The sequence below is a fragment of the Heliorestis convoluta genome (genome assembly GCF_009649955.1).
In the GTDB taxonomy this organism is placed as follows: Bacteria; Bacillota; Desulfitobacteriia; order Heliobacteriales; family Heliobacteriaceae; genus Heliorestis; species Heliorestis convoluta.
In genome coordinates this window covers 2,364,818-2,385,195 of record NZ_CP045875.1, presented here as the reverse complement: position 1 = coordinate 2,385,195, position 20,378 = coordinate 2,364,818, and the positions used below count along the sequence as shown (strand labels likewise).

At 41.5% G+C, this 20,378-nt stretch carries 19 protein-coding genes; 7 read left to right on the top strand and 12 right to left on the bottom strand.

The window, feature by feature from the left end; genetic code table 11:
- Nucleotides 1-117 precede the first annotated feature (117 nt).
- Together FTV88_RS11450 and FTV88_RS11445 are read left to right on the top strand one after the other, a co-directional pair.
- Entirely contained in the window at nt 118-1,119 is a 1,002-nt protein-coding gene (locus FTV88_RS11450; RefSeq protein WP_153725740.1) for a ParM/StbA family protein, read from the top strand.
- A 2-nt stretch (nt 1,120-1,121) separates the two neighbouring features.
- The gene (locus tag FTV88_RS11445) at nt 1,122-1,517 is read left to right on the top strand and encodes a hypothetical protein (protein WP_153725739.1); all 396 of its coding nucleotides are present in this window, start codon (nt 1,122-1,124) and stop codon (nt 1,515-1,517) included.
- Nucleotides 1,518-1,637: 120 nt separating this feature from the next.
- Here the strand turns inward: FTV88_RS11445 and FTV88_RS11440 are convergent, their stop codons facing one another.
- From FTV88_RS11440 to FTV88_RS11430, 3 genes are all read right to left on the bottom strand, one after another.
- A complete protein-coding gene (locus FTV88_RS11440) occupies nt 1,638-2,063 on the bottom strand; it encodes an SH3 domain-containing protein (RefSeq protein ID WP_153725738.1) in 426 nt (141 codons plus the stop codon).
- 144 nt (nt 2,064-2,207) lie between these two features.
- Complete coding sequence (fdhF, locus tag FTV88_RS11435; RefSeq protein ID WP_153725737.1) at nt 2,208-4,508, bottom strand: formate dehydrogenase subunit alpha; 2,301 nt, start codon at nt 4,506-4,508, stop codon at nt 2,208-2,210.
- Between the two features lie 198 nt (nt 4,509-4,706).
- The gene (locus FTV88_RS11430) at nt 4,707-5,624 is read right to left on the bottom strand and encodes a hypothetical protein (RefSeq protein ID WP_243137108.1); all 918 of its coding nucleotides are present in this window, start codon (nt 5,622-5,624) and stop codon (nt 4,707-4,709) included.
- A gap of 246 nt (nt 5,625-5,870) precedes the next feature.
- Between FTV88_RS11430 and FTV88_RS11425 the strand changes: the two genes are divergently transcribed.
- From FTV88_RS11425 to ppc, 3 genes are all read left to right on the top strand, one after another.
- The gene (locus FTV88_RS11425) at nt 5,871-6,488 is read left to right on the top strand and encodes a carbonic anhydrase (RefSeq protein WP_153725736.1); all 618 of its coding nucleotides are present in this window, start codon (nt 5,871-5,873) and stop codon (nt 6,486-6,488) included.
- 255 nt (nt 6,489-6,743) lie between these two features.
- Entirely contained in the window at nt 6,744-7,973 is a 1,230-nt protein-coding gene (locus tag FTV88_RS11420; protein ID WP_153725735.1) for an LL-diaminopimelate aminotransferase, read from the top strand.
- Between the two features lie 300 nt (nt 7,974-8,273).
- On the top strand, nt 8,274-11,015 hold the full coding sequence (ppc, locus tag FTV88_RS11415; protein ID WP_153725734.1) for a phosphoenolpyruvate carboxylase: 2,742 nt from the start codon (nt 8,274-8,276) through the stop codon (nt 11,013-11,015).
- A 45-nt stretch (nt 11,016-11,060) separates the two neighbouring features.
- Here the strand turns inward: ppc and FTV88_RS11410 are convergent, their stop codons facing one another.
- The 8 genes from FTV88_RS11410 to FTV88_RS11370 all read right to left on the bottom strand — a co-directional run bounded on the left by FTV88_RS11410 (nt 11,061) and on the right by FTV88_RS11370 (nt 18,521).
- Nucleotides 11,061-11,612 carry a cache domain-containing protein gene (locus tag FTV88_RS11410; RefSeq protein WP_153725733.1) on the bottom strand — a complete coding sequence of 184 codons (552 nt, stop codon included), beginning with the start codon at nt 11,610-11,612 and terminating at the stop codon, nt 11,061-11,063.
- A gap of 114 nt (nt 11,613-11,726) precedes the next feature.
- Nucleotides 11,727-12,302: a class I SAM-dependent methyltransferase gene (locus tag FTV88_RS11405; RefSeq protein WP_153725732.1), complete on the bottom strand. Its 576-nt coding sequence runs from the start codon at nt 12,300-12,302 to the stop codon at nt 11,727-11,729.
- Nucleotides 12,303-12,414: 112 nt separating this feature from the next.
- Nucleotides 12,415-14,250, bottom strand: coding sequence for an ABC transporter ATP-binding protein (locus FTV88_RS11400; protein WP_153725731.1), 1,836 nt, complete (start codon nt 14,248-14,250; stop codon nt 12,415-12,417).
- Nucleotides 14,251-14,412: 162 nt separating this feature from the next.
- Nucleotides 14,413-14,811, bottom strand: a complete 399-nt coding sequence (locus FTV88_RS11395) for a pyridoxamine 5'-phosphate oxidase family protein (RefSeq protein WP_207707865.1) — start codon at nt 14,809-14,811, stop codon at nt 14,413-14,415.
- Between the two features lie 183 nt (nt 14,812-14,994).
- Complete coding sequence (locus FTV88_RS11390; protein WP_153725729.1) at nt 14,995-16,080, bottom strand: LysM peptidoglycan-binding domain-containing protein; 1,086 nt, start codon at nt 16,078-16,080, stop codon at nt 14,995-14,997.
- Between the two features lie 78 nt (nt 16,081-16,158).
- Nucleotides 16,159-17,136 (bottom strand): DNA-methyltransferase, encoded by a 978-nt coding sequence (locus FTV88_RS11385; RefSeq protein WP_153725728.1) that lies wholly within the window; start codon nt 17,134-17,136, stop codon nt 16,159-16,161.
- A gap of 211 nt (nt 17,137-17,347) precedes the next feature.
- A complete protein-coding gene (locus FTV88_RS11380; protein ID WP_153725727.1) occupies nt 17,348-17,671 on the bottom strand; it encodes a hypothetical protein in 324 nt (107 codons plus the stop codon).
- A 394-nt stretch (nt 17,672-18,065) separates the two neighbouring features.
- Complete coding sequence (locus tag FTV88_RS11370) at nt 18,066-18,521, bottom strand: hypothetical protein (protein WP_153725725.1); 456 nt, start codon at nt 18,519-18,521, stop codon at nt 18,066-18,068.
- Between the two features lie 331 nt (nt 18,522-18,852).
- Here FTV88_RS11370 and FTV88_RS11365 point away from each other — a divergent pair, with 331 nt between their 5' ends.
- Together FTV88_RS11365 and FTV88_RS11360 are read left to right on the top strand one after the other, a co-directional pair.
- Entirely contained in the window at nt 18,853-19,179 is a 327-nt protein-coding gene (locus FTV88_RS11365; protein WP_162008011.1) for a hypothetical protein, read from the top strand.
- A complete protein-coding gene (locus tag FTV88_RS11360; protein WP_162008010.1) occupies nt 19,179-20,042 on the top strand; it encodes a YheC/YheD family protein in 864 nt (287 codons plus the stop codon). The genes FTV88_RS11365 and FTV88_RS11360 overlap by 1 nt, the downstream gene beginning before the upstream one ends.
- Here FTV88_RS11360 and FTV88_RS11355 read toward each other — a convergent pair.
- Complete coding sequence (locus FTV88_RS11355) at nt 19,990-20,307, bottom strand: alpha-helical endospore appendage domain-containing protein (protein ID WP_153725722.1); 318 nt, start codon at nt 20,305-20,307, stop codon at nt 19,990-19,992. The two genes, FTV88_RS11360 and FTV88_RS11355, sit on opposite strands and share 53 nt — an antisense overlap.
- Between the last annotated feature and the right edge of the window lie 71 nt (nt 20,308-20,378).

Here is a 20,378-nt window from a genome sequence, read left to right as displayed (position 1 = left end):
ACAGATAGCCTTTCATGAGCTATGATCAATTCTTTCTAGGAAAACTTTCCAAGAAAGAAGGACTTTCTTGGAACTATATGGTAATATTGATGTAGATTCCAAGAGGAGGGACTTGTTATGACAAGAGCACGCAAGAGCTCTACGGCGTCCGTCACACCTGCCATTCCTATGGCAAACCGAATAGCTATCGATGTGGGATACCGACAAGTAAAGGCAGTAAGCGCCCGTTCAAGAATTTCTTTTCCATCAAGCGTTGCACCGGCTCGTACTTTTTCCGCTTCCGGTATTGCCCGATTGGAAAACTATCAAGTTACCATCGATGGAGAGCCTTTTTTCGTAGGGGATTTGGCTGAACGAGAGGCGAGCAACAGTCTTATTGAGCAAACAGAACGGACGAAGCACCACAATCAAGAACACGATGTCTTGATCTTGACAGCGGCTCGCCTCCTTAATGCAGAACCAGGTTGTCATCTTGCTGTTGGCTTGCCCATTGCCTACTTTGCTGACCAAAGAGTGGATCTGCAGAGAAGTCTCACTCAGTTAGAAGCCGAAGTTTCTGTCGACGGCATGAAACCTCGAGAAATCTTCTTCGATAACATTATCGTCTATCCCCAGGGCGCTGCCGCTTTGCTTACACTGAAGAGTTTACCCCAAGAAGGAATGGTTTCTTTAATCGATATTGGCCAACGCACGACCGATTATATTACCGCTCGTATTCAAGATGGACGCGTAACGCCTGTCCTCAGTCAAACGGGAAGCATTGAGATTGGTGTTGCCGATTATTATCGAGCCATCGGAGAGATCTACCAGGCACATACTGGCGCTCCCGCCAATGGTAATCGCATCCAAGATGTAATCAAGCGGCAAGGTCGGATCGCCTACCGCAGGAAAATCATCGATTTATCCGATGATATGCTCAAAGCTCAAACCATGATTGCCAAAGCAATTGGAGACCGTATTAAAAAGTCACTGGCTGAAATCCATTACGATTTAGATGCCATATACATGGCCGGCGGCGGTTCTCATGTATTTCCCCGTCTGGTTGAGGACATGCAGGCGACAGTGATTGAAGACCCCGTCTGGGCCAATTCACTGGGATTTTTGAAGCTGCTAGAATAGCGATGACTCAAAAAGGCAAAGGGAAATATAAGCGTTATTATTTCAAAGTCCCTTCATCCTCTCCAGCTGGCCAGTGGCTTGAATCCTTACCTCCCGATTATCGCAATCTCGCTTTAGAAGTATTAATTAATAACGCCCTTTATCACCCTGATAAAGCCCGTTTATTCTCCATTTGTTCCGGCTTAATGGAGCAAGAGCAAGCGCCGTCAGCTCCGACTTCTTTCGTGAGTACCAAGGAAAAAGTAAAAAAAATTCCCGACAGTTCCACAAAGATTTCTTCAAAAGCCAATTCAAAAGGGGGCACATTGCCTGCAGATAAACCTTCTATTCCCTCTGAAGTACAGGACAACAATGGTATCACTTTTGACGTACAAGCATTCGCCTCTTTGGGAACATAAAAAAGAGAAAGGAAGAAGTAACGATAGTGTAGTCGCTAAAGTTACTTCTTCCTTTTTTTTGAGGCTATATGAAGCCTCTCATATTTGATTCTCTGAATCCGCCTTTTGGGAAATGAGCCCTTAATTGCTCAAAGACTCTTCCTCACTATAACTATGTACAGCATCGTAAGTAAATGCTTTTTCATGTAACAATAGGAGCAGATCTCCGCGAATAAAGCCTTTACTCCCCGTAGGCAAAATCACTTCGAACCAGATTTCTTGATCATCATTTTCAACAACATCTTCAATCACAACAATTTCGCCACTATGTACTAAGGTTAATTTATCACTGGTGATAGATGGACCCATACGAACATTGGTCGTTGCTGGGGTGACCTGGGCTTTATGCTGATAGAGCACCGTCGTTGGAAGAGATGATGTCTGCTCTATCTGTTCAGACTTGTCCACTTCTACACTATTCTTCTCCTTCGCACCAGAGCCACATCCTGTTAAAAATAGTAATAGCACTGCAAGAATCGCTCCGAGACTTACGTGTTTCCATCGCATCGGTAGAACCAACTCCTTTCGCTTTATCCTTTTTGCAAACTGTTTTACAAACTCTTTTAATGGTAATAAGAGTTTTCTTCATTGTCAATAAATCTTCAGACCTATTCAATAAAGGGCTAGATAAAAAATCTAACCCTTGCAGTCTCAACAAATCTTCTTAATATTCACAGCACAACTTTTTAACTCCGGAGTTTTAGAAGCTGGATCGAGAGCGTCATTCGTTAAAATGTTCGAAGGCGTTTCCGCATAATGAAAAGTCATAAAAACAACGCCTTCCGGCATTTTATCGCTACAACGAATCTTGGCTTTAATCTTACCACGTCGAGATTCTACCAAGACGATTTCGTCATTTTCCATAGCATAAGCAGCTACCGTATTCGGGTGAATCAAGATATGTTCTTCTGGCTGCAACAACTCTAGCTTTGACTTTCTGCTCATGGTTCCAGTGTGGTATTGATGAAGCATGCGCCCTGTTGTTAGAAGGAGAGGGTAGTCTTCACAAGGCTCTTCTGCTGCTGTTGAGATAAATTCCACAGCATGAAACTTTCCTTTTCCACGAACAAATTTTTCAGTATGTAGAATTGGTGTTTGCGTACCCGGGTAGTTCCAGTACACGGTGCCTGCTTCGATTTGGTCATAGGTAGCCTCACGGTAAAGAGGGCTGCATTGATTGATCTCATTCATAATATCTTCAGGGCTTTGATAAGACCAGAATTGTCCAAAACGCTTCGCCAGTTCAATGAAGATTTCCCAGTCTGCTCTTGCTTCTCCCGGTGGAGAAACGGCGCGATGAACTCTTTGAATCTTCCGCTCTGTATTAGTAAAGGTACCATCTTTTTCAGCAAAAGAAACGGCAGGAAGGACTACATCGGCTTGCTCTGCTGTTTCTGTTAAGAAGATATCTTGTACAACCAGAAAATCAATCTTATCAAAGCCTTCCTTAACGTGCTTGCCATTGGGCTCGGATAAGGAAGGGTTTTCACCTACAATATACAGGGCTTTGATCTGACCGTTATAGACGGCATGGGTAATTTCATTAAGCGTCATCCCCGGCTTTGCAGGCAAGGAGGTACCCCAAAAACTTTCAAAGAACTTTCTATTTTCTTCATTGATCGGTTGATAGGAAGGATACACATTGGGCAAAGCACCCATATCACAGGCACCTTGTACGTTATTTTGTCCGCGCAAGGGAGCTACGCCTGCACCTCTTTTGCCAATATTGCCTGTCAGCATCGCCAGATTGGCAATGGCGAGTACACCATTTGTTCCATGTATATGCTGTGTAATCCCCATGGCATAAAGAATCATCATCTTTTTGGCTTGTCCAATCATTCTGGCCATCGACACAATCTCTTCCGCATCGATGCCAGTGATTTCCGCTACATATGCAGGGCAATATTTTTCGATGGCCTTAGCCCATGATTCAAATTCTTCCGTTCGATTTGCGACGAATTCTTTGTTCCATAAACCTTCTTTATAAATTACATGGGCAATTCCATTGAGTAGCGCAATATCTGTTCCTGAGTTTTGCCGTACAAAAATGTCAGCATAAGAAGATAGCTCAATTTTTCGAGGATCGGCCACAACCAGCTTGGCACCTTTGCGAAGGGCTTCTTTGATTCGATAGCCAATGACAGGATGGGCTTCTGTTGGATTGGCACCAATTACAAAAAGAAGATCGGACTCTAGAATTTCATTGATGGTGTTGGTCATAGCCCCACTGCCAAAGCTCGCTTGCAGGCCTACGACGGAAGCAGCATGACACAAGCGCGCACAATGGTCGATGTGATTCGTTTTCAAAATGGAACGCATGAATTTTTGGAACAAATAGTTCTCTTCATTGGTGATTTTCGCAGAAGCAAGGCCTGCAATAGCTTCACTACCATAATGCTTTGAGATTTCACAGAACCGCTTCTGAATCAGATCGAAAGCTTCGTCCCAAGTTGCCTTTGTAAGGGTTCCATTCTTTTTAATCAATGGATGGGTTAAGCGCTTTTCAGTATGAATATATTCCCATCCGAATTGTCCTTTTGCACATAAATGCCCCTTATTGGAGCTCGATTTGTCAGATGTAACGCCGATAACTTGATTATCTTGAACTTTCAGTTGCAATTGACAACCCACGCCACAGTAAGAGCAGGTTGTTTTCACCAATTTATCTACCTTTTTATCAGCAGAAGATTTTTCTTGAATGGCTTTCACAGGGCAAACATTGATACACATGCCACAGTAGGTGCACTTGTCTTTATGATCGGGTTCATTAAAACGGTGGCTAACTTCTCTGCCTTTTGGTCCGTAGACAAGTTCATACATGGCAGCTCCATTAATTTCAGAGCAAACCTTAACGCATTTCCCACACTTAATACACAAAGAGTAATCACGAAAGAAAAAAGGGTTGTTAATGTCTATGTCAGCTTCTTTTTTGAATAACAATAGTGTTTCCATTGCAAGCGACCCCTTCTTCAGAAAATTGATAATATTGTCGAAATATCGCTACTGTCATTCTACTTTAAAAGGTCTGTAAGTTCAATTCACACTTCCCCATGAAAAAAAGGTCCTCCTTAATAAAGTGAGGACCATGAAAGTAAGATTCTTCATTTTGCTTCGCCTTGTCAGAGAATGACTTTGCTTGTAAAAAAACTATTAAGGGTAAATAGGCATAGGCTCTTGGCCAACAATCATGTATACTCGCTTTTCCACCATTGCCCCATCTTCTTTGGTTTTAGAAAAAGTGATCAAGTCTGTGCCATCGTCGGCTTTGCTTTGAGCAGTTTCATAGATATAGCGAATCCCTTCTTCTATTTCTTCTCTTGTACCAAGCCAGTAAGGGCAGTTATTGAGAAAAGAATCATGCTTGCTCAGCTCACTAAAAAGTTTGTTAGAAGCGGTAACATCAATTTCGGGCAGCTGTTTTTCTACATAATCGATTTGAACTTGAGCACTTCTACCTATATTTTGCAAATACACTTCTGCTTGTGCTTCTTGTTGACGGTCCAAGTCAGTCGTGTCAATGTTTCCAGAAAGTAGGGGTTTTTGTAAGCTTTCAGGAAAAAGCTTTTTAAGGGATGGTGCATATTCACTACCGTCCCTAGGCTCTTGATAATCTAGAAGCTCATATTCTCCCAACTCATTGTAGGTAAAGGTCATAACGGTAGGAATTGCACCAGTACCGCTTGTTTTGGTAAAGATAGCATTTTCAAAGCCAAACCAACCTGTACTGGCAATCGTATAGACGATAAGGTCCTTGTCTTTTTTCTCAAGACCTAAAATAATATGACCTTCTGTGAGATATTCTCCAGGGTAATAGCCTTTTCCTTGATTTTTAATGGCATCACTGATAGCACCTTCAAGACCTTGGGGATTCAGTACTGACAGTTGATTGTAGATTTCGCCCAGCTCATCCGCAGATAGAAGCACCGGGGCAGTACTCGCTGAGATTGAACTTTTAGTACTATCGTTGATTACTGTGTTTACGACGAATGCACCAATAATCATTAGAAATAATAGACCAAGAAGAGGCATTATGATAATTCTTCTTAAGTTCGCAGCATCTGTTTTCATCGTTATAAATCCTTTCATAACATAAGTAAGCGCCTTATTCGAGATCATTATCATGCTCTAAAAATAACGCTTTATCAACAAAGATTTTTGCACCTTCTCAGGTTACTATGACTGTGTAATATTTTCTAGAGCAAATTTGATAAATAAAGCTGTGACAAAAGACCTCGCCTTGATATAATAAAAAACGCTGGGCAGAATGAACTGTTATAGACAAGCAATCATGGAAGTGGGAGTGAAGATAATAGAATGAAAAAAGTAGCATCAACACCTGAAGAATCAAAGCAACGGCTCGTAGAAGGAAACAAGCGGTACGTAGAGAACCAGCTTGCAAGTAAAAACATCGGTGAAGAACGTCGGAAAGAACTGAACGAGCAAGGGCAAGCGCCTTTTGCTATCATTGTTGGTTGTTCTGATTCCAGGGTACCACCTGAAATTGTTTTTGATCAAGCCCTAGGCGACCTTTTCATTGTTCGAATGGCTGGCAACGTTGTTGATGCTGTTGCAATGGCTTCTGTGGAATATGCAGTAGAGCATCTACAAAGCCCCCTCGTTGTTGTATTAGGTCATGAAAAGTGTGGCGCTGTCAGAGCGGCTGTTGATACTTGCTGCACCGCAGGGGAAAGTCTCGGAGACAGCAATATGGCAAAACTACTTTCATTGATTCATCCATCAGTTCAAAAAGCGCAGAACGAAGGCTACGAAGAAACTTTACTGTATGAAGCAGCGACCGATAAAAATGTAGAAGCCGTCGTTGAAAAACTTATGAATAACGAAACTCTTCGTCCATTGGTAGAGCAAGGCAAAATATCTATTGTCGGTGCTAAGTATCTTTTACAGTCTGGCGAAGTTGTCTTTTTCGAATAACACTGGGGGGACGGTTCTAATTCCTCCTATGCTCATAACCCCATAAAAAGCCAGCTTTTTTTGTATCCCTTCGATACGAAAAGAGCTGGCTTTTTTATTATGCCTATAATCTCTAATTCCAGAGACCCTATGTACACTCAATGGCTCCGTACTCAAGTATCCCTGTATACTTTAAATACAGACTTTGACATTGCTACAGGGAAAATATATCATAAATAAAGACAACCTTTTTGAGAGAAGGAGTTTTTTGAAACTATGGTATTAATTAACGAGAATTATTTGAAGTTGCCTGGCAGCTACCTTTTTTCGGAGATTGCTCGCAGAGTGAATCAATTCAAAGCAGAGAACGCAGATGCAGATATCATTCGCTTAGGCATTGGTGATGTGACTCGACCCCTTTCACCAGCCATTGTCGACGCAATGAAAGCAGCTGTAGACGAGATGGGTCGTGCTGAATCTTTCAGAGGCTATGGACCAGAGCAAGGCTATGAATTTCTAAGCGAAAAAATTATCGAAAATGATTATAAACCCCTCGGTGTGGAATTGAACACCGATGAAGTCTTTATCAGCGACGGCGCCAAAACAGATACAGCCAACTTCCCTGATATTTTAGGCGTTACTAACATCATTGCCGTAACAGACCCCGTTTATCCTGTCTACGTAGACAGCAATGTTATGGCCGGTCGTACTGGTGCTTTCAATGCCAAAGGTCAATTCGATGGCATTGTCTATCTGCCTTGTACAGAAGAAAACGGCATGAAGCCCCAATTGCCCACAACCAAAGTAGACATGATCTATCTGTGCTTCCCGAACAACCCCACAGGCATGACCTTAACGAAAGATGAGCTGAAGCAATGGGTCGATTACGCGCGAGATAACAAAGCGCTCATTCTCTTTGACGCTGCCTATGAAGCATTTATCCAAGAAGAGAACATTCCTCGCAGCATCTACGAAATTGAAGGGGCTCGCGAAGTTGCTGTAGAGTTCCGCAGCTACTCTAAGACAGCTGGCTTTACAGGCACGCGCTGCGCCTACACCGTTGTACCCAAAGAAGTGAAAGCTTATGATTCACAAGGCAATGCCCACAGCTTGAACAGCTTCTGGCTGAGAAGACAGACAACAAAATTTAATGGTGTATCCTATCCTGTGCAAGCGGCCGCTGCAGCCATTTACTCTGAAGCAGGGCAAAAAGAAATCCAGGCCAACATCCGCTACTACATGGACAATGCTACAATCATTCGAGAAGGCTTGATCAACGCTGGCTACAAAGTCTTTGGCGGTGTCAACGCTCCCTACATCTGGCTGAAAACGCCTGACAATGTAAGCTCTTGGGACTTCTTCGATACGCTTTTGAACCAAGCCAATGTTGTCGGCACACCCGGTGCAGGCTTTGGTGCAAGCGGTGAAGGCTACTTCCGCCTGACAGCCTTTGGTACAAGAGAAAACACGGAAAAGGCGCTAGAAAGAATTCGGACTAGAATGTAAAGGAAAAAGCTTTATAAATCACCGTAAAGATTCACGTAAGAATTCAAAAACGACAAGAAGGCAGCTGTGCTTTCTTGTCGTTTTTTGAATATTTGAGGTACCTCGATAGATCAGACCAGAAGGATTCGTTTAAGAACTATCTAACCCTTGATTTTATTATGCATGGCGGAGAAAGTAGCAGGGGTTATATATTTCGCGTCGAAAAATATAGTCGATCCGAAGAAACTGAATATATGAATCCAAATATCAAAGCTCTTGTTCTGTCATGGACACAATGTGTAAAGGATCGGTGATATCAAAATGGATATGAATGCTTGTTCTATGCAGCTACAACAGGACTTAGAAAAGTTAAGACGAGTGCTGGACCAAATACTAGAACACCATGGTGGAAAGGCTTTATTGCAACAGATACATAAAATTAGAGAAATGACAGCAATGTTAGAAAGCAATAACTCTGAAAGCTTATACAAAGCATTAAAAGAGGAAATGATTCAACTAAAGCCTCCGTTACGACAGCAGGTAATTCGTGCTTTTGCGATCCATCTGCGTCTCATCAATATTGCTGAAGAATACCATCTCATTCGTAAAAATCGGGAACTGAGACTCCATGAGGAACTCGAAAGCCATCCTGATACGTTAGAGAGCGCTATTCTTACAATGAAGGAGAAGCAAATCTCTAAAGAAACCATTCAACAAGTATTAAATCGTTTATCATTCGAATTAGTGATTACGGCACATCCGACAGAAGCCTCAAGACGAACGGTGCTAGATATTAAGAAAAGGATTTTATCGCTCCTTCAACGCTTAGATCAACCGATGATACCGGCGAAAGATTTACGAAAATTGGATCAAAGTTTGTTTAACGAAATTGCTGCTTTATGGCAAACTGACGAACTTCATTGCCAAAAACCCACGGTCATGGATGAAGTAAGACAGGGTCTTCGTTATTTTGAAGAAACCTTATTTGATATATTGCCTGATGTTCATCAAGATTTAGAAAAAGAGCTCGAAGCCCTTTACGGGCGACAAGAAGTAAAAGTTCCTAACTTTTTACGTTTTGGTTCCTGGATTGGTGGTGACCGCGATGGAAATCCCAATGTAACCTCTGCCATTACAAGTCAAACTTTGTTAAAACAAAGAGAGCTGGTGCTAAAAAAATACGACAAAGCCTTGGTAGAGTTAATGAGAAGATTCAGTCACTCGACGAACCGTGTAGAGGTTAGCAATGCCTTTCAAGAGAAGGTACGGCAAGAGGAAGAGTTGTATGTAAAGGACAAGAAAAAATGGCCCGTGCCAACGGAAATCTATCGCCGGAAATTCGCCATTATGCTTGAAAGGCTTAGACATATCGGAGAACCCAGCAGGGGTTATCAGTCGCCAGATCAACTGTTAGAAGATTTATTGTCCATTCGGGAAAGTGTACAACAGCATCATCCAGTGGAATATGAAAAGAAAATGTTATCCAAAATCATTCGTCAAGTTCAGTTATTTGGCTTCCACCTTCTTTCGCTCGATGTGCGAAACCATAGCGGTGAGCATGAGGCAGCGATTACAGAATTGCTACAAAGAGTGGCGATCACGGAAAAATATGCAGACCTTACAGAGCATGAAAAGATCATACTATTACAAAAAGTTTTAAGGGATCCCCGATCTTTAGTCATCGTCCATGCCGAATATTCAGAAGCAACAGAAGAAATGTTAAATGTTTTTCGCATGATTCGCAGAGCCCATCAGACCTTTGGGAAACGTGCAATTGAAGTGTATCTGATTAGTAAAACGCAATCGGTTAGCGATATACTTGAAGTCTTAGTACTGGCGAAAGAAGCAGGGATTTATCGCGTCTTGCCAACGGGTCAAGTGGAAAGCGATATCAACGTTGCACCGCTCTTAGAAACGATCGATGATTTACTGGCAGGACCTGAGATGATGAAAACACTTTTTAGCATGGATATATATCGCCAGCAATTGCAAGCGCGCAATCATCACCAAGAAATCATGCTCGGCTATTCTGACGGTAGCAAAGATGGTGGTACCTTAACAGCTCATTGGCGACTCTACAAAGCGCAGCAAGAGATTGATCGAATTGCGAAAGAACAGGCTGTTTCTGTGAAATTTTTCCACGGTCGAGGCGGTACGTTAGGTCGAGGCGCCTTGCCTTTGAATAAAAGCATTATGTCTCAGCCGCCAGAAATCTTAGGAAACAGCGTGAAAATTACAGAACAGGGAGAAGTACTTTCTTCTCGTTATTTGCAACCCGATATTGCTTACTTGAACTTAGAGCAAGCTGCTACAGCCTTATTAAAGGGTGCAATCACAAAAGAGCAAAAAAATTGGGCTTTGCAAGCAGAGGCCTGGGAAATGGCAATGGAAAAAGTAACGAGAATATCCTTGAAAAAATATCAATCCCTCGTTTTCCATAATGAAAACTTTTTAAAATACTTTAAGCAAGCCACTCCATTAATGGAGCTCGGTGAATTAAAGATTGGCTCTCGTCCCATGGCTCGTAAAAACAGCACTCGCTTTGAAGATTTAAGGGCCATTCCCTGGGTTTTTTCTTGGACCCAAACTCGCCTATTTTTCGCTGCCTGGTACGCAGCAGGAACGGGATTATCAAGCTTTGCCGAAGAATCGGAAGCCAACATGAAGTTGTTAGAAGAAATGTATGAAAAGTGGCCCTTTTTCCGTGCAGTGATTCAAAATTTGCAAATTGCACTGACCAAAGCGGACATAACCATCGCGACGGAATACAAGAAATTGGTTCAAGATAAAAAGGTTGCCGATGAAGTTTTTAATGATATCGTAGCAGAATTTAGACGAACCGAAGAAATTGTAAAGAAAATTACGAAAGAGAAATGCCCTGAGCATTCCCCAAATATTGTTGATTGGGTTGAAAGAAGAAGCAGTTATATATGCCCCTTAAACTTTATACAAGTGGAATTGATTAAAGAAATGCGCGAGCATGTGGAAGATGATGATGATCTCTTTACAGATGTCTTGCTTACCATAAGTGGCATTGCAGCAGGAGTTGGTAATACGGGTTGATTAAATAAAGCAGAGCAAAGGATTGAAAAAGTTGATACGACCTGGTTACGCCTGTTTAAACACACAATTGCCTTCTCTAATGTCATGATTGAAGCAAAAATGAAAGCCTTGTTCCATTTGTTGAGAACTTTCACTGATCATTGAAACCACTTTCTTCACATTCGTCTGGGTTGCAACAATAAGGTCTGTAATTTCCTTCGTCGCCTCAGACGTTTGCTCGGCCAGCTTCTTAATTTCCTGGGCGACGACATATCCCTCACCGTCAATGATATAGGCATACCGCTCCTGCCCTTCAATTGTACGATCCACCAACTCCTGAAGAGACTCTAGTTTTAAATCGCTGCCAAAAATCCCGACAAGTTCGTTGTCCCGATAGATAGGCATAATAACGGACGATACAGCCATATTTCCGCTTATGGAGTAGTAGGATTTGCTAACAAAAGGTTTGTCTGGCCCATCCATGATCTTCTTAAACCACCAACGGTTTGCACGATCGCCAAGTTCTCCACTGCTACGAGCTGTCTGCATGCCGTCCGTTCCCTGAACAAAAAAGAGCTCAAAATAAGGATTGGCTTTTATGCTTTGAACCGATGTCAATCTGAAAAGCTTTGTTGATTTTTTTGTGGAAAAAAGAAAACCGTCCTACTCAATTCTGGTGGCAAAATAAAAAGGCAAGGCTTTGGGTGTAATACACCTTAAGCACTTGCCATCCTACTTTTGATTAAAGGCGATACCTTTCTGAAACAAGGCACCATTACTTTTCCCAATAACCGGACGCTCCATCAGTGTAAAGCCGCTTTCTTCACATAGAGTCATGCTATAAGCAAAGTCTTTTTCGCTCACATGTCCTTTGGGTTCAACGACCAGCAAAGTGCCCTTTGGTTTTAACACTTCGTAAAGCTCTTTATATAGGCGCTCCTTATCCTTAACTTCATGAATCATTGCAAAAGCCAAGACAAAATCGATCTCTTCTTTCATATCGCTTACTTTTAAGGAGTCATAACTGCAAACTCGGGTCTCGATTCGATGAAGTAGATCTTCTTTTGTAGCCCTTTTAACCAGTCTTTCGAGCATTTTATCCTGAAGATCAATGCAAATAACCTTGCCTTGATCTCCGACCATCTTTGCCATAGGCAAACTAAAGTATCCCATTGCGCATCCTACATCCATTGCTTTCATCCCGTGCTTTACCTGTTTGCCTAGAATTTTGTGAGGATCGTGAATTAGTTTTCGAAAAGGATTCAGTAGTAAATACCCCATCCACCAAGGACATACGAACGTAGACATTTGCTTACCTCTTTTCTCCTTCTGTATCTATTGGTTTTGTTTGGAGACTAAACTTTTCTACACAGATGGGGTAAAGTTCCTTTTTTTATTGTCTAAAAAAAGCAGTAGCCTTTTAGAATTCCACCAACTGACCATCCCGAATCTCATAGACAAGGTCACAATGCTCAATGGTACTCAAGCGGTGGGCAATGATGATCAAGGTTTTTTCTCCTCGCAACCCTTCAATGGCTTCCATGACGCCTTTTTCTGTCTCCTGATCCAAAGAAGAAGTCGCTTCATCGAGAAAAAGAATCTCTGGATTGTGATAAAGCGCTCTGGCAATACCGATACGCTGTCGCTGCCCACCTGATAAACGCACACCTCTTTCACCGACTAAGGTGTCCAGCCCCTGTGGTTGTTTTTCCACAAAGCTTTTTAGCTGGGCGGCATCTAAAGCTTGCCATACAGCTTCATCAGCAATTTGATCCCCATCATAGCCAAAAGCAACATTGTTACGAATTGTGTCATCAGAAAGATAGATAGACTGCGGTATGTAGCCAATCTTTTGTTGCCATCGTCTTAGATTTTGATAGATATCCATTCCATCAATGGTAACTTGACCTTTTTCAGGTTGGAGTAGACCTAGAATGATATCTACAAGTGTTGTTTTTCCAGCACCCGACGGACCGACAAAAGCCACCGATTGGCCAATGGGAATGGTCAGACTCACCTTTTGAAGGTTATATTCCTTTACATTGGGATAGCGGTAGTAAATATCTTTTACTTCAATGGCCTGGTGAAATTTATTGCTAGAGCCCTTTATGGCTTTGGCGCTAGGTAACTCATGCTCCCTTTCGCTTTTCTCATCTTCTAACTCCAAAAGCTCACTGTGTATTGTTTCTAATGAAGGCATGCCGTTTTTTATTTGTGTCATAGAACCGGCAATTTTTTGGATCGACGGCATAAGCCGAAAAGCGGCCATGCTATAGAGCGCTAACGTCGGTAAGAGGCTTTGCGAAGTATCACCTTGCAGAATGACCATAGCCGTAATCAGCAAGATGGTGACTACAACAAGAGACTCAATAAATAGTTTAGGCACTTCTCGAATCACTTGAAAATAACGGTTGATCTGTGCAAAAGGCATAGCCTGGTTCTGGAATGCTTCAATAAAAAACTTTTCTTTGCCATTTACTTTGATTTCTTTGCCTCCTTCAAAGCCTTGCTTGAGCCACTTTACTTTTTCTTTCCGCAAAGTCCGTTGTTTTTGAGCCAATTGAATCATTTTCTTACGTTGAAAGGTAAAGAAAAGCAAGACAAAGCCGCCAAGCACGACCATGGCAGTCGCAGTGATGACCGGTTCGATGGTAAGCAAAAAAATGGCAATGGCCAGTAAGACCAGTGTTTCTGTGGCAAGAATCAGAAAAGGTTGTACGACTCTTGTAAAAGCCAAGCCTACTTCCTCATTCGTATTGCGTAATAACTCGGCTGAGTTTCGATCTAAGTAAAAAGCATAAGGTCGCTTGAGGTAGGTGCTATACAAGCGGCTGGCGATAAGGGCTTGCTGATCGTTGGTCAAGCGATATTTAAAAGAGTACATAGAATAGAGAAAAAAGTTTTTGAAGATAAAAATGCTTAACAAAGCGAAGGTAGTCGTAACTAAAAAGGCTTGGTAAGATTCAAAACGCAAAAGTGCATAAAGCTGATATACCAAAGGCTGTTCTTCCATATAGGCAGGATTGATGACGAGACTGATAAAAGGAATGATCATGCTAAGTCCAAAAACCTCCAGTGCTGCAGCCATAAGCATAAGCAGAAATAAGAGGATGTATTTCTTTTTTTCTTGTCTATCTAATAAATCGTTCAGTTTTTTTATGATTTCCATGGTCGTTGCTTTCGTACTCCTATATTCATATTGTGGGCTTCTCACTTGCCCTGTAAAGGACGTAAGGTAAATAAGCAGCACAGTCACAAAGCATTGGGTTTCCAATTCTATGCAAAAAGCCTCTCCCGGCCATTTTTATGAGCACCGGGAAAGGCTTTTTATCTTCCTGCTATTTCATTATGCTACTTCTTCGACAGATTTTCTTTTCCTATCATCTTATCGTAGAATCACCCACCTAGGCACCAATTCTTAGCAGCAACCTTTACTATGAGGGCAAGAAGTTACTTCTTTGCCGCCGAGTATAGGAAGAATCTTATCTACATTGAAGTACACGAGGTATAGTTTTTCATCTTCTTGAATGTGAGTCTCTTTGCGACGAATTTCAAAGAGCAGTTCGCTGTCTACCTCTTCTTTTACTTTCGTCAGATACAAACGGTATCCACCGATTTTATGTGCTTCTTTGAAGAGATAGCATGCTTTGGGATTGGCTTGCACATTCTGATAGGTCAATCGCTCTCTCATGATAAAAGCAACGGTACCATCTTCCATGAAGTGAGGCGTGGCGTAGAGCGCTGCGTTAACATTCCCCTCACCATCAGCTGTAGAAAGAATGCCTGTACCTTGGGCTTTTTCAAAATACGCTTTCATCGTCATAGTCTCTTTCCGGTCTTCACAGAGAAAACCGGAATTCACCTCCTATTGGTATTCATAATTATTCTTGATATTATATTTAATTCTACGTAAAAAGAGTTATTCCTTCTAGTTCAAAAATTTTTTTCTGTATGATCTTAATGGCGAGGCGTTCCTATGAACCTACCTTTGTAAAACCCCTCAACGTTGTAGACCAGAGATATCTTCATAGAGAAAATAACTCACCGGAAACTGTTGATCCCCTAAGACTAGCAACTTCTCAAAATAGACTACCCCGATCCCCTCTCTAATTCTCCGTAACTCATAGTAGTCGCTACCATTTAAAGTATAACGAACCGTGTAAACTCTAGCCCCTCGATCTTCTTGAACATCTTCAATGATAGAGTCTAAAGCGAATGTTTGACCGGCTCGGTCTGTCACTTCTTGTCTCCAGCGATTTCCCTGCTGAAGAGGGAGTCGAATCAATTCTAACTGATCAAAGGGCGAATCCAACATTGCTTCTTCCCTTTTAATCTGAAACAACGATTCCCCGGTAATGACATATTGTAGGGCTAAACGAAAATCTCTTCCTACAGCTTCACCCTCAGAAGGATCATTGACTTCACCCGTCACGCGATACACATACCGATTCGGTTCCCTCTCGATCGACTGCAAGGTCATGACATGACCATATTCAGCAAAGCCTTCGTAGTACCAAGTAAAACCAGCTTGATTCGGCAGCAAGCTGGCCAGTTGATCCAAAGGCTCCAGCGGTTCTATGACTGGTTCAAATCGCGGAAGAATCAACCCGTATCCAGGATAGAGGGCGTCGGCTGAAAATCCTGGACGGTCTTGGTTTGCTCGAATCAATGCACCAACAGAAACAGCGCTTTGAGCTCCAATCTTATATAGAGAATCACTAGGAGATACGATATAAATCTGAGCAGGAAGTTGTACCAGTTCATTTGGGTAAATCAAGGCAGGATTATCAATCTGAGGATTTATTTGAATTAGATTTTCTACAGATGTAGAAAATTGCCTTGCGATGCGATAGAGACTATCGCCAGGTCTAACAAAAAGAAATGTCCCTGCGGCAAGATCACCATATCCATAAGGTACAATTAACAATTGACCGGGAAATATCAGCCCCGGATCGGTAAAAGGTGGGTACAATGCGTTTAACTGTTCCAGCTCTTCTACAGAGCTGCCAAATCTCCTTCCAATGGCATAAAGCGAATCACCCGGAAAGACCGTATATAAAAAATAAGTTCCTCGAGCAATCGACATCTACTTCTCCTCCTTACGATTCTATAGTATTCAGAAGAGGAGGAAGTGGGAAAAAACAGCAGCGTCGACCGATACAATTTAGCTGCTTTTACTTTGTTTGCCTTGTATAGCCAAGGTATTGCGCTCCCAGAAGACGCCATCTTGATATCCTTGTATCTCTTTATCTATCTCAGCCAACTCCAGCCTGCGCTCTGTTAACATGGCATATTCTTCGTCGAGTTCTATGCCTAGATAGCGTCGGCCTAATTTTTTCGCTACCACCGAAGTGGTGCCACTGCCTACAAAAGGATCAACAACGAGGTCACCAGGATTGCTGCTCGCAAGAATGATTTTCGCTAGCAATTTTTCACTTTTTTGTGTAGGATGATCAGTGTTTTCAGGCATGGACCAAAAGGGAATGGTAATGTCAGTCCACAGATTCGAAGGATGGGTATCGCGAAACTTTCCAGCCTCTGTATCTTGCCAATCTTTTGGTTTGCCGTTTTCTTTATAAGGCGCAATAACCTTGCGACGCAGTTTTACTTTATCTACATGAAAGGTGTAGCTTTTGGACTTGGTACAAAACCAAATGTCTTCACTGGAATTTTTCCAATTACCCAGTGCACCTCTTCCTTTTTCCCGCTCCCAGGTGATTCGATTCTGGACATGATAGTATTCTGACGCCACTTCAAAAATTGACGTCGATGTATACCAGTCTCCACAGATATAGATAGAGGCTGTTTCTTTAAGTAAAGGATCTAAGGTTTGTAGGACACCATCAAGCCACTGGGAGTATGTTTTTACATCTTTTTTGGTAAAGTTTCTACCATTAAAGTTTTTCGTTAAGTTATAGGGTGGATCTAAAAAAAGTAAGTCTATCGATGCAAGCGGCAATACTTGCGCCCATTGTAGACAGTCGCCATTGGCTGTGCCTTGAGGCATCTCTTTGAATCGCTCTAAGGGCATTTCTGTAATCAATTTTGGCTTTAGTCGAATTCTATCTTCTTCTGTCAGGAAGAGGGTACGATTTCTTCCGGCTCGTTTTTTTGTTGTTTCATTGCTTGATTTTGCTACCATGGTTTGTCTTACCTCTTCCCTCGATTATTAATCTTGATCTTGACGTGATTTTGATTTGCTTGTCTTTTCTTCCTACGCTGCTTATTGTAGCATTAATTTTCATCGATGAATATGCGTCATGAGCAACGTTGCCAACCACGCAAATCGATCGCTTTTCTAAGCCACCCTGGTAATCCTCGGCTCTGCAGGGCACAAAAAAAGTAGCCATTGGCTACTTTTCAAGGATTTGAACAGAAATATTTGGTTCTCTTCCTGCGCTTTTGGCCATACGCACTTGCTCTTTGAAAGTACGATGGGTGGAAGCTTTTTTCAAAGCTTCTTCTTCGTTGGCTACATTGGTTACAAACATCTTGGCGTTGTTGATCATAACTCGATAACGACTTTGTTCTGCTTTATGTTGTTGTCGACGCGTTGCTCGGTTGATCGCCCTTTTGATACGACGAGCCGCTTTGGCGTCGGCAATGAATTGTTCTTTTGCTTCTCCTTCTAGAAAAGCAGCTTTTTCTCTTTTCTTGGCAATTCTTTTCTTAATCATGCTACCACTACCTTACTTCAATTTTCTATGGTTATTGTTACTCGCTCTCGCACGAAAAGCACTTTGCGACTGGGCAACAAACCTCTTGGCATGCTTCTTACGATCTTGGGATGAGCGAATATTTTTCGCATGAAGCATTAGCTTATTCTTTAGCCTCATACCAAAACCTCCTTTCTATACATTCTATTGCTCTATATTTTTCATTAATTCAGCTTGTATTTGTGCTTACAATGATTACTTCTACATCAAAAAAAGAACCCCTTCTTTTTTTGATTATTTTTCCATGGAAAGAAGCAAGTACTGAAATCAAGGGGTTTGAGCACTCTCTTGCGTGGTCCCGCGCGCTTTGCCTTGCCGTCATCACGTTACCAACCACGCAAATCAATCGCTTTTCTTAGCCGCTTTCTCTCCCACCAAAAAATAGAACCGAGATAAGCAAGCTTTTAACAATGATTTCAGGAACTTCGATTCTGAAAGTTTCAATTACTTCAGGCAAAGAGTCTACCACTGTAAAGTACTCTATGCTTTCAACGAAAAATATTTGAAAACCCAACACATTCAAGCCGAAAAGCAATCCGAAGAGCAACAACCAACCATGATCTTTTTTTACAATAACCTTGTAAAATGGGTAGAGTAATAAAGCGATCAAAGCACCACGTGCAATCTGTCCTAATAAGGCAACTACAGCCGTAAGAAAATTGTCAAGGGGCCCATACTGTTTTATTACATCCATTGGAACCATTGCTTCTTCATAGCCTGTACCCTGATAAAAAAACATACCAGCAATCCCATAGATCAGGACATGTACGAGCGTATAACGCCCTATATAGCTCCCTAGGACCTTCGTCATGAAAGACACCTCCTGACAGAAAGAAAGATTCAGACCTCCTATACCTATGATTTCTTGTCACGAATACACCTACCATTCATCCTTATTCGAAAATGCTAAAAGAAGCACTCCTAGGCAACGGTTGACATTACCTGTTAGTCATTCATGACTTAGCGGGGTAGTGACAACTGTTGCCTTTCTTATGGAAAAAAAGTTGAGATTGACAGATTCAGTAGCTTCAGACTTATACCTTATGAATGGCAGTTCTTCTTTATTTGTATCAATAGGAAGCCATTTTGAATACTGTTAAGAAAGGTAAATAATGGTTCCGGAGAAATGGGTGACAAGCAAAATGAAAGCTACTGAATCTGTCGATATTTCCCATGATGCGATTGTAGGCGTTTTACTAACAAAAAGAAATATAAGATATCTGAAAAAAGGCCTTGCTAACAAGAGAATCCTTCTACTTCATCAAGCTAATAAAAAAGCAAAAACAACTATGTATTTTTTTTCTATAGATAACATTCGTTTACGTCACTTAACCATCGAAGGTTTCTATTACGATGATGAAAGCAAAAGATGGCTTAGTAAATCCTTTCCCTTTCCCACTGTTTTATATAAACGAGGTGGGGTTTTCAAAAGCGAAAAAAAAAATATAGTAGCTTTATCGAAGAGTTAGTGAAAAAAGGCGCAAGAAGCATAAATTATTGTAAAGGTTTTGATAAATGGGAAGTATATCGAGCTTTGAATGATTTGGACAATATACAACCCCATTTACCAATAACCATGAAATATCGAAGAGACAAAGATTTGATCGATATGCTCAAGAACCATCCTAGCCTTTATCTAAAAGCATGTCGAGGAAGAAGAGGCTATCATGTGATGAGAGTTGCAAGGTTTGACGATGCGAGCTATGAATACAGCTACTTCACAATGGACGACGGCGTAATGACGGGTAAAACAAATCTTCACTCCCTTCTCAAAGTAGTCCATAACTTTTTTCAAGGAAGTCCATTTATCATTCAGCAAGCAATTGATTTACACAGTATCGATAAAAAGATCATGGATATGCGGGCAGAGGTTCAGCGAAATGGTTACGGAGAATTAGAGTATACGTCGATTTCTGTCAGGATAAGCAAAAAAAATGCCCCCATCACGACCCATGGGGACTGCTATCGTCTCGAAGATTTTTTTACAAAGCATATGAATTATTCTCAAGAACAAATCATCGCTTTAAGAAATAGAGTAGAAGATTTTTTATCTGCCCTCTATAGAGGAATTGAAAAATCTTACGGTCCCACAGGTGAGATGGGCATTGACTTTGCATTAGATAAGAAAAACCATATTTGGTTCATTGAAAGCAACAACCAACCGACCAAGGCTTCTTTAATCAAAGCTTATGATAGGAAAACAATTGAAAAAGCCTTTTTAAACCCATTGGAATATGCTAAATACCTTGTCATGAAGATGGATTCACTTGCTAACCCGTTTAATCTTCCGGTGGCACGGGCCTTGGAATCTGCAACACCGCTTCTAACTTAAATTGCAAAAGCATCTCCTTTTTAATCAAAGTCTGCAGTGTACTTTTAACGCTTTTATTGATTGCCATAAGCTCGTCGAGTGTTGGGTTATTTACGGTCTGCCCTGGTAAGGTTCCTAAGATAGATTGAATTTTTTCGCCTTCAGCATTGATAATGTGCGCTAGGCTTATTTCTTCGAGAGCAATGGACGTTAAAAGCAGATTAATTGCGTCCTCTCGATCGATATTAATCTGAGGATCGATCGTAGGAATGGTCGGAGATGACATGAACAACTTTCCTTTCTTTATCATAATAGTTAGGTAAGTCGAAAAAACAACTTAACTAACTACAGGTTATG